At 63.5% G+C, this 1653-nt stretch carries 1 protein-coding gene and 1 pseudogene; both read left to right on the plus strand.

Annotated elements, in window-relative coordinates:
- Positions 1-992: pseudogene (gene istA / locus AC5ZGW_RS46180) on the plus strand (IS21 family transposase); the annotation flags it as partial.
- The coding region (gene istB, locus AC5ZGW_RS46185) for an IS21-like element helper ATPase IstB (protein ID WP_496114165.1) at positions 989-1653 on the plus strand (665 nt) is incomplete at its 3' end. The pseudogene istA and the gene istB, both read left to right, overlap by 4 nt.

Raw genomic sequence — 1653 nt, forward strand, 5'->3', positions numbered from 1 at the left:
GAGGGCGGCTACACCGCCGTCACCGATGTGCTGCGCGAGATTCGTCCGGTCCCATTGCCAACGTTTGAAGTTCGCTTCGAGAGGCCACCGGGCGACCAGGCGCAGGTCGACTTCGCTCAATTCCAGGTGCAGTTCACCGATGAGCCGGCGGTCACCCGCATCGTTTGGCTGTTCTCCTTTGTGCTCGGCTTCAGCCGGCTGATTTGGGCGCGTTTTGTCCTGCACCAGGACATGCAGACGGTTCTGCGCTGCCATATGGCGGCATTCGAGGCGATCGGTGGCATCCCCCATGAGATCCTTTACGACCGCATGAAGACTGCCGTCATCGGCGACGCCGGCGGCAGCATCGTCTACAACCGGGCGCTGGTCGACTTCGCGCGACACTATGGCTTCCAACCCAAGGCCTGCCGTCCGTATCGGGCTAAAACAAAGGGAAAGGTCGAGCGACCCTATCGCTATATCCGCGAGGACTTCTTCCTCGCCCGCTCGTTCCGCAATCTCGATGACCTGAACGCGCAATTGCGCCATTGGCTGGATACGGTGGCCAATCCGCGTCTACACGCCACGACCCAGCGTGTCGTCAACGACGCCTTCGCCGAGGAGAAGGTGCATCTCAAAATGCTGCCGCTGGCACCCTTCCGCTCGGTCCTCAAGCTGGAACGGCGGGTCTCGCATGAAGGCATGGTGAGCGTCGGCGGCAATCTTTACAGCGTTCCCGACGCGACCCGGAAGCGGGTCGTCGAAGTGCATACGCTTGCCGATGAAGTTCGGATATTCGAAGACGGTGCCCTGGTCGCCGTGCACCCTGTGCTGGAGGGCCGACATCAGCGCCGGGTCGCCGCAGGGCATCGGAAAGTGCCGCGGATCACCGATCCCCATCGCGACACACCGATCTTGATCCTGCGCACCGCTGATGTGGTCGCCACGCCCCCCCCCTCGACTTCTACCAGGCCGTCGGCCGGCGGCTGGCCTGCCAGGGAGACCAGCCATGAACGCGGCCATCGAGATCGTACCGTCCGTGCTCGACCGAATCCGCAAAACCCTGGTCGGCTTGAAGATGCCGAGAGCGTTGGAGGTCCTGGACCAAACCGTGCGTCAGCTCGAGCGCGGCGAAGCCAGTGCGCTGGAGGTCATCGACACCTTGTTCGCCGAGGAACTGACGCTGCGTGAGAACCGCCGCGTGAAGATGGCGCTGCGGATGGCCAAGCTCTCGACCATCAAGACGCTCGCAGGATTCGACTTCTCGTTCCAGCCGTCGCTCGACCGCAATCGCATTCTCGCGCTCGCCCAGCTCGACTTTGCCGACCGCCATGAGGTGATCCACTTCCTCGGCCCACCCGGAACGGGCAAGAGCCATCTCGCCACGGCGCTGGGCGTGGAGGCCGTGAAGGCCGGCCGCAGCGTCTATTTTGCAAGTCTTGCCGACATCATCGGCGCTCTGACCAAGGCCGAGCGGGAGGGGCAATTGCGCGAGCGGATTCGCCCGCTGTGCCGGACCTCGTTGCTGATTGTCGACGAAATCGGATACCTGCCCGTCATCCCCGGCGGCGGCAATCTGTTCTTCCAGCTCGTCAACGCTCGCTACGAGCGTGGCGCCATGATCCTCACCTCCAATCGCGGCTTCGCCGAATGGGGTGAGGTCTTTGGCGACCC

It is taken from the genome of Bradyrhizobium sp. Crot121, assembly GCF_059512385.1.